The sequence below is a fragment of the Synechococcus sp. CS-1329 genome (assembly GCF_025128055.1).
Classification (GTDB): Bacteria; Cyanobacteriota; Cyanobacteriia; order PCC-6307; family Cyanobiaceae; genus Regnicoccus_A.
In genome coordinates this window covers 21,468-29,494 of sequence record NZ_JAHLYS010000009.1, presented here as the reverse complement: position 1 = coordinate 29,494, position 8,027 = coordinate 21,468, and the positions used below count along the sequence as shown (strand labels likewise).

4 protein-coding genes and 3 pseudogenes are annotated in these 8,027 nt (G+C 65.6%); 4 read left to right on the top strand and 3 right to left on the bottom strand.

Going from position 1 to position 8,027, the window contains the following annotated elements:
• A pseudogene (locus KQ304_RS01405) lies at positions 1-2,364 on the bottom strand (hypothetical protein); the annotation flags it as partial.
• Positions 2,365-2,759: 395 nt separating this feature from the next.
• On the opposite strand from KQ304_RS01405, the gene KQ304_RS01400 reads away from it, so the two are divergent.
• Positions 2,760-4,457, top strand: a complete 1,698-nt coding sequence (locus KQ304_RS01400; RefSeq protein WP_259735345.1) for a ShlB/FhaC/HecB family hemolysin secretion/activation protein — start codon at positions 2,760-2,762, stop codon at positions 4,455-4,457.
• A gap of 11 nt (positions 4,458-4,468) precedes the next feature.
• A complete protein-coding gene (locus KQ304_RS01395) occupies positions 4,469-6,373 on the top strand; it encodes an adenylate/guanylate cyclase domain-containing protein (RefSeq protein WP_259735344.1) in 1,905 nt (634 codons plus the stop codon).
• Here KQ304_RS01395 and KQ304_RS01390 read toward each other — a convergent pair.
• Positions 6,327-6,893, bottom strand: a complete 567-nt coding sequence (locus KQ304_RS01390; protein WP_259735343.1) for a hypothetical protein — start codon at positions 6,891-6,893, stop codon at positions 6,327-6,329. The two genes, KQ304_RS01395 and KQ304_RS01390, sit on opposite strands and share 47 nt — an antisense overlap.
• 125 nt (positions 6,894-7,018) lie before the next feature.
• Positions 7,019-7,117: pseudogene (locus KQ304_RS01385) on the bottom strand (transposase); the annotation flags it as partial.
• Here KQ304_RS01385 and KQ304_RS01380 point away from each other — a divergent pair.
• Positions 7,117-7,416 (top strand): annotated as a pseudogene (locus tag KQ304_RS01380) (arginine decarboxylase); the annotation flags it as partial. The pseudogenes KQ304_RS01385 and KQ304_RS01380 overlap by 1 nt on opposite strands.
• Before the next feature lie 14 nt (positions 7,417-7,430).
• Entirely contained in the window at positions 7,431-7,997 is a 567-nt protein-coding gene (locus tag KQ304_RS01375; RefSeq protein ID WP_259735342.1) for a cyclic nucleotide-binding domain-containing protein, read from the top strand.
• Positions 7,998-8,027 lie beyond the last annotated feature (30 nt).

Here is an 8,027-nt window from a genome sequence, read left to right as displayed (position 1 = left end):
GCCCCAGGTCACGGCGCCGGCATCTTGGGCGCTGCCATTGTTCCAGCTGCCACTGCTCACCACATAGTTGCCGTTGCTCAGGGCTGTGATGCCGAAATTGCCCACAAAATCAAAGTCCTGGGTGCCCACCAGGGAATTGCTGCTGCTCACCTCTCCACTCACGCCGCTGCTGCCATTGCCCCAGGTCACGGCGCCGGCAAGTTGGACGCTTCCGTTGGCCCATTCGGCGCTATTCACCACATAGTTGCCGTTGCTCAGGGCTGTGATGCCGAAATTGCCCACACGGTCAAAGTCCTGAGTGCCCACCAGGGAATTACTGCTGCTCACCTCTCCACTCACGCCGCTGCTGCCGTCGCCCCAGGTCACGGCGCCGGCATCTTGGGCGCTGCCATTGTGCCAGCTGCCACTGCTCACCACATAGTTGCCGTTGCTCAGGGCTGTGATGCCGAAACTGCCCACAAAATCAAAGTCCTGGGTGCCCACCAGGGAATTGCTGCTGCTCACCTCTCCACTCACGCCGCTGCTGCCATTGCCCCAGGTCGCAGCGCCGGCAAATTGGGCGCTTCCGTTGGCCCAGTTGGGACTATTCACCACATAGTTGCCATTGCTCAGGGCTGTGATGCCGAAATTGCCCACACGGTCAAAGTCCTGGGTGCCCACCAGGGAGTTGGCGCTGCTCACCGCACCACTGACGCCGCTGCTGCCGCTGCCCCAGGTCACGGCGCCCAGATCGCTGGCCAAGGGGCTGCCGTTCCAGTTCGGGCTGGAGACAAGAAAGTTGCCATTGCTGAGTTCAGTGACACCGCCAATGCCCACCTGATCATTCTCACTATTTCCTGTGAGGGCGGAGATCAGTTGGCCGTTGGTTCCGTTGAACAGGTAGGTCGCGCCGGAGTCGGGAGCGAAGGCATCGTCGAAGGGATCGGTAGCGACGATGTTGCCGCCACTGAGAACCAGCGCCTGCAGGGCAAAATTGTCACCTGCGCCGGGGTTGGGGTCCACCAGCTGGGTGACGTCGTAGCCACTTGTGATGGCATTGGCGTCAATCACGATGTTCTTCGGATCGAGCAGCAGGCTGCCGGGCTCGCCCTTGGGCGCCGAGGCATCGCCCCCGCCGCCGAACAGGAGCTGTTCCTTTCCAGACACCTCCAGCACACCGCCGTCGCCGCCGGCCGCACCACCCTTAGCGCTCACCGTGCCACGGAAGCTGGTGCCCTGCTCCGACCAGACCACCACCTGGCCGCCGTTTCCCAGGTCCGTGGCGTCAGCTTCGAGGGTGCTGGCGGCGTTCACCGTGGTGCTGCTGGCGTTGGCGCCACCGAGGCTCAGGGGCTGGCCCTGGTAGCCGCCACCCACGCGCACGGCCCCGCCACCGCCGCTGCCACTGGCATCGATCCGGGCCGCCGCCAGGTTCACCGTGGGGGCGGTGAGCTCGATCGTGCCTCCTTTGGCGCCGGCCCCCGTGCCCAAGGCTTTGGCCGTAGCCGATGTGAACAGGCTCTTGCCCGCCTGGATGCTGATCGAGCCGCCGGCGCTGCTGCCGCTGGCATCGAGCAACGCACCAGCGCTCTGCACCACTGCCTGGCCGGCGGTGATGGCAATGCTGCCGCCAGCACCAGCACGGCCCTTGGCCTCGATCGGCGCACCACTCACCACAGAGCCCTTGGCGTTGATCGTGACCGACCCGCCACTGCTGCCACTGGCTGTAAGGGCCGTGTTCTGCAGGAGGGAATGGCCGCTGATCGAGAGGCTGGGCGCCTGGATCCCAGCCGCCTGCAGCAGCACGTTGCCGCCTTGGGCATCCAGCAGCAGGCTCTGGTCCACCGTCAGCAGACCGCCCGAGAGGCTGAGATCACCATTTGCCTGCAGGCCGATCGCGGCCAGGCCGGCTGGATCGGTGAGGGGGCCGGCCGCTCCTTGAAGCGGGGTTCCACTGAGTAGGGCCGCCTGACCGGCGGTGGTCCCCGCCGCATCGAACACGCCGTTGCCAAGGCGCCAGCTGGTGGCCGTACTCAAGTTGAGCTGCTGGATGTTGGCGAACCCCCCGGCGCCGCTGATGGCGATGCCGCCGGGGGAGAGCCAGTACAGGTTGCCGGGGTTCGATAACGAGATCAGCTTGTCGATGAAGCTGCCCAGGGGGTTGGTGACCCCCACAAACACGTTCTGGGAGCCGCCAGTGGCGAAATTCACCCCCGTGATGCCACCACGGGTGTCGAAGGCCGAAAAACGATGAAACAGGTTGCGGTCAGCCCTCGTGCCGCCGCCCACCTGGCAGAGGCCGGCGGTGCAGCTACCGCCCGCCAGCCCGTTCACCGCGGTACCCAGGCCCAGGGCACCGCCGGTGGCCGTTACCTCGCCCGCCATAACTGAAGCGCCAGCCAGGAGCGCCGTAAGGCCCAGGGCCACCGAAGCAGCCTGGCCAGTGAATGGAGTCATCCGGGAGAGCGTCGCCATGGGGAGAACGCCCACAAAACAAAACATGAAGGTTCTCGGCCGAAGCCTAACTACTTCTAGGGGAAGCTCATCAGGGCCGATGTTGCCGTCGTCACCATGTGACAGAAGTTCAAGGAGCAAGCAGCGAAAGGCCAACAACAAACAACATTGCGGCCCCATTCATTCCAGCCGGCTCTCACTGATCGTTCACCAAAATCATCAGATTCTCAACCAGGAATGGCAAGGACGATTGGCCAAGGGGCTCGTCGCTGTGAAATTCGGACGAACCTCCGATAGCTTTCATCTGCAATGTTCACCCAACGCTCATGTTCCCGCTACCCTTGCTGGCCCAGCTGGTGGCACCACCGCTGCAGCAAGGGCCGGTGCGCCTGCCCGGCCCTGGCGCGACCGAACAGAGGCCCGATGCGGACCGCCCAGCGCCCCGAATCGATATCGATGAGCAGCCAGTTAAGCCATCAGGTCCGAGCGAACCCGGGGACACAAGCCCGACAAAACCCACCACCAGCCCCGAGGGTCTGCCTGAGATCCGCGGCTCAAAGCGCTACTCCAGCGCTGAGCTGACCGCCATCCTTCAGCCCTGCCTGGCGATCAGCGATCCGGGCGAGCGGCTCAAGGCCTGTGCCGCCAGCCTCACGGCCAAGCTGGTGGCGGATGGCTACGTCAACAGTCGCGTCTTCGTCGAAACCAGCCCGGCGCCCGGCCGCCTGGAGGTGGTGGAAGGGCGGATCGTGGAGGTGCGGGTCAACGCCAAGAATCCCTGGCTCAATCGGCGCGTCACCCGCCTCTTGCGGGCGCTCCAGGGCGAAGTTCTGAACCTGGCCGAGGTGGAACGCCAACTGCGGTTGCTGCAGCGCCAGGCGGGCATCAAGAGCATCCGCAGCAACCTCTCGCGCCTAGGCAGCGACCCCACCCAGGCCGTGTTGACGGTAAACGTGGAACTGGGCAGCCAGCCGCTCCAGGGCGACCTCTCCCTGCGCAACGACGGCTCCAGCGGCTCCGGCGAAGGCCGGGCCGTCGGCACCCTGGTGAAGGGGGGGCTGGCCACTCCCGGCGACATCCTGCTGCTCTACGGAGAACTCAACTTCGACGACAACCCCTCCCTGGGGGCACTGATAACGTCCGCCAGCTACACCTACCCGCTCAGCGATCAGTTCAACCTCACGGGCTCCTTTGGCTACAGCCGCCGCAACCTGATTGAGCTCCCCGCCCCGGCGAACGAATTCAGCACCAGGCAATTCCAGGGTCTGGGGCAGTTGGAATGGGTGTTCAGGGAAACCCTCACCCAGCGCTGGGCCGCCTTCGCCGGCCTGAGTATCAACCGCAGCGACACCTACTTTGCAGGCAATGCCCTGCCCAGCTTCCTGCCCGAGAGCGTGCGCTCCCCGCGCACGGGCTTCCTGCGAGTGGGGCTGAGCGGCAGCGGCCTGAGCAACTCCGTGGGCTGGAGCGGCAACGTCTACGCCCTGCAGGGGCTTGGTGCGTTCACCCCAACCAATCAGATCAACGAGCTAGCCCAAGTGGGCATTGTCCCGGGCCAAGCCACCGCCCTGGGGGGCCTGGTGTCAGCCGCCTGGGGGTTCGCACCCAATTGGCAGCTCAATTTGCGAGCCGGGGGGCAGCTGGCCCTCAACCCACTCACCTCCTCGATGCAGTTCACCCTCGGCTCCGATGTGGGTCTGCGCGGCCTGCCGGGTCAGTTGATCAGCGGCGACAACGGTTGGCTCGGCACCAGCGAACTGGTCTGGACGTTCTGGCAGAAGAACAAGAATGCCTTGCAACTGGTGCCCTTCTTCGGCTACGGCGGCATCAACACCAAGCTGCAGGGGCTCAGCTTCACCGACTACGTCGGCTCCACCGGCGTTCTCGCCCGCTGGCTCGCCGGCAACAACTGGACCCTGGAAGCCGGCTGGGTGAATCAGTTGGGCACCAACACCAACCTGGGCCCTTGGGCCGACTGGACCCTGAGTCAAGGCTTCTACGGCAAGGTTCAATACCGGTTCTGAGGCCCGCCATGATGCGCCGATCGACTCGTCAGCACTGGATCGGCAAGGTTCTCATGCTGGCGGCACCCTTCGGAGGAGCCGCCCTGCTGGTGGCGGCGCTGCGGTTCACGGGCATCGCCGAATCGCTCAACCTGCTGCTCTACGACCTGGTCACCCACCTGCGGCCGGCGCCCTCTGGAGCCACCACGCCGGTCACGATCATCGGCATCAGCGAAGCGGACATCTCGCGCCACGGCTGGCCGATCGACGACCAGCTGCTGTGCCAGGCGATCGACACCCTCAGCGCCGATGGCGCCAAGGTGATCGGCCTTGATATCTACCGCAACAAGGGTGTCGGTCCCGAGCAGGAGTGCCTGCACCGCCAGGCACGCACCAACCCGCGGCTGGTGTCGATCTTCAACGCGGCCGAATCGATCGGCCCGATCCCTGGCACCCCGAGCAATCGCCAGGCCTTCAACGACCTGGTGGTGGACACCGACGGCGTGGTGCGCCGCGACCTGGTTCATGTGTCTGGCCAGGATGCCGCCACGGTGGCCCTGCCCCTGCGGCTCGTGGAGGTGTTTCGCGGCAACGGCGAGCTGCGTCGACGACTTGAAACCCGCCCCAACGCCGACGGCTGGCTCGAGCGCGATTCGGGCGGTTACTTCAACCTCGATGCCGCCGGCTTCCAGCAGATGCTGGCGTTCCATCAGCCGGGCAGCTTTCCCGTCTGGTCGCTGGATCAACTGCTCACCCAGAAGGTTCCGAAGCAGCAGATCAATGGCCGAATCGTGCTGATCGGCAGCATCGCCCCCTCCCTGCGGGATCTGTTCAACGTTCCCCAAACCCGCTTTGTGCTGGCGGCCCGCCAGATGCAGATGCCCGGCGTGGAACTTCATGCCAACCGCACCAGCGACCTGCTGGCCCTCGCCGATGGCCAATCCCATGGGCTGTGGGCCCTGCCGGGCTGGAGCGGCACGCTGCTGCTGCTGCTGGGTCTGGGGCTCGGTATAGCCCTGGGGGAAGGCTTCGCCACCCTGCGGGCCAGCATCCTCGTCGTGACGGCTGTGGTGCTGCTGGGCCTGGGGACGGCTGTGGCCCTGTTGATGCAGGGGATCTGGGTGCAAACCAGCCTGCCCCTGGCGGCCATGACACTGATGGCGGGAGCCGCCTGGCTGCGCCGCGGGGCCGCCAGCCAACAGCAGCGCCAGCAGATCCAACGCCTGCTCGGCCAGACCACCTCGCCGGCGGTGGCCCAGCAACTCTGGGAGCAGCGGGAGGAACTGCTCAGCGACGGGCGCTTCGAGGGCCGCCTGCTTTCGGTCACCGTCGTTTTTTCCGACACCTGCAACTTCACGACGGTTTCGGAGCGGCTGAAGCCGGGGGAGCTGCTGGCATGGCTGAACAGGGGCATGGCCCTGTGCGTGCCGGCGATCACCGCCCGTGGCGGCATGGTCAACAAGTTCACCGGCGACGGATTCCTGGCCGTGTTTGGAGCGCCGCTGGGCAAGGGGGAGGCGGCCGACGCCGCCGATGCAATCGACGCCGTCCTGGCGATTCAGAGCGGCCTGGAACAACTCAACCGCGACCTGGCCGCCGACGGAGAACCGGCGATGCTGATGCGCATTGGCGTTCACTCCGGCGCCGTGTTGGCGGGCTCGATGGGCAGCAGTGAGCGGCTGGAGTACGCCGTGATCGGCGACACGGTCAACTGCGCCTCGCGCCTGGAGAGCTCAGAGAAAAGCCGCCAGAACGGCCTTTGCCGGGTGCTGGTCTCCTCGGTAACGCGCGATCTGGTGCTCCAGAAGGACACCACCACGACCATGGAGTGGGAGGCCTGGGGCAGCCTGCAGGTGAAGGGGCGACAGGAGCCTCTTGACGTCTGGGAACTCAGGGGCAGCGCACCGGCAGTTGCTCCGGCCAGTTCGGACCGATGACATCCTCAAGACCGAAGGTCATGGCCAGCTCCGCCTTGGCCACCTGGGAGCCACAGAGTCGCTTGAGTTTCTGAAGGCCCGCCTGAAAGCTGCGGTCCTTCACGGTCACGTCGGTCACGAGCAAGCTCAGAGCCGGTGGCGAGACCGTTTCGACGAAGCTGAGGGGATCGCTGGAAGGCATCTCACTGGCCTCGGCGCAACGGAAGGAGGATTCCCAGACCTGGGAGCCCTTGAGGCTGCCGAGGCTGAGCAAGGTCACACCCGTCGGGGCTGGGGGCAATTCCCGTTTCATGGCGGGCCCGGCGGCCGTACCCCCGGGGCCCTGGGGCCGGAACTGCACCTGCAGGGGGCGGGGGTTGGCGGTGGGTCCCTCCAGCAGGGCCACCGTCAGGGCTGAGCCTGGGGCAAAGACGCTGTCGCCGGGCACAAGGTGCGCCAGCACCCGGGAGGAGCACTCACCACGGGTGCCTCCACCGATGCGACGGCCGGGGAAGGCGCTGCGCTGGTTGGCCTGGGCCAAGGCGGAGCTTGCCTCAAAGCTGAGGACGGCCACCGCGAGGAAGCCGAGCAGCCTGTGGTCAGGGTGGGGATCAGAATGGGCCATCGCGAGTGGGTGTGACGTTCGCTAAATCACCACCTTCACAATCGCACAATTTCCTTGTTCAGCCGCTCGAGTGGGTTGGCGCTCCAGATCCTTCGCCCGTGCTCCTGGGGGAAATGCAGGAACGCCAGCACACCGTCACTTTCTCGGCGGCGCTTATCAGGACGTGATGGGCAAACTCCACGACCTCGTCGGCAGAAACAATGCAGTCGATATCCGTCTAGGTGCCAATGGCCGCTATCGGGTGGAGCATGTGGTGAGGGGCAACACCAATGCCGAGATCCTTGAAGCGATGGAACACGAACCCGACCAGCTGCTCGAGCGCCTGCGGGTGGCCAGGGAGGCGGCCATCAGCAGCGGCGTCCTGCCGATCCGCGATGCCCAGCGGTTGATGCCCCACCTGGAAGGCAGCCTCCGCCAGACCACCTACCTGCAGACCTGATTGGAGCCAATGCCATGTGGGGAGATGAACCCCAGCTGAAAATCCTGCGCGAGCGCATCAAGTTGCTGCTGAAGATCCACCACGCCGATCTGGCCCCGGTCAAGCGCCATGCCAGCCAGGGAGAACTGCTGATGCATCAGGGAGATCCCGCCACCAGCCTGATGCTGCTCACCAGCGGCAAGGTGGCGATCCAGATCCGCCTGCTCGAGCTCAAGCCCCACACCCTGGCGGTGGTCGAAGCCGAAGAACTGCTGGGTGAGATGGGACTGTTCGGCACCGGCAGCCATTCCGCCGATGTGCGGGTGGTGGAGGGACCGGCCGAGCTGGTCGAAGTCAGCGGCGACAACTTCCTCAAAACCCTGCTCTTCGACGTCGACCTGGCCATGGAGATGCTCTCTCTGGTAAGCCAGCGTTGTAAGTCCAGCAACATGGTGATCGGCCTCCTCCTCGACGGCATCGCTGCGGCCTACCGGGGCGACACGGCCCAGATGGCGGCCATCGCCAACGCCATCCGGCCGCTCGATTACTGCCTGAGCCTGGCAAGCGACCGGCTGGTGGAGCTGGGCAAGAGCAGGGCTTAGGCCGCCGGTTTGATCCCCCTCGTTCGGCCG

Excerpts from the sequence above, each read along its gene's own strand:
- KQ304_RS01400 (WP_259735345.1), top strand. The coding sequence starts at position 2,760 with ATGTTCCCGCTACCCTTGCTGGCCCAGCTGGTGGCACCACCGCTGCAG.
- KQ304_RS01395 (WP_259735344.1), top strand. The coding sequence starts at position 4,469 with ATGCGCCGATCGACTCGTCAGCACTGGATCGGCAAGGTTCTCATGCTG.
- KQ304_RS01375 (WP_259735342.1), top strand. The coding sequence starts at position 7,431 with ATGTGGGGAGATGAACCCCAGCTGAAAATCCTGCGCGAGCGCATCAAG.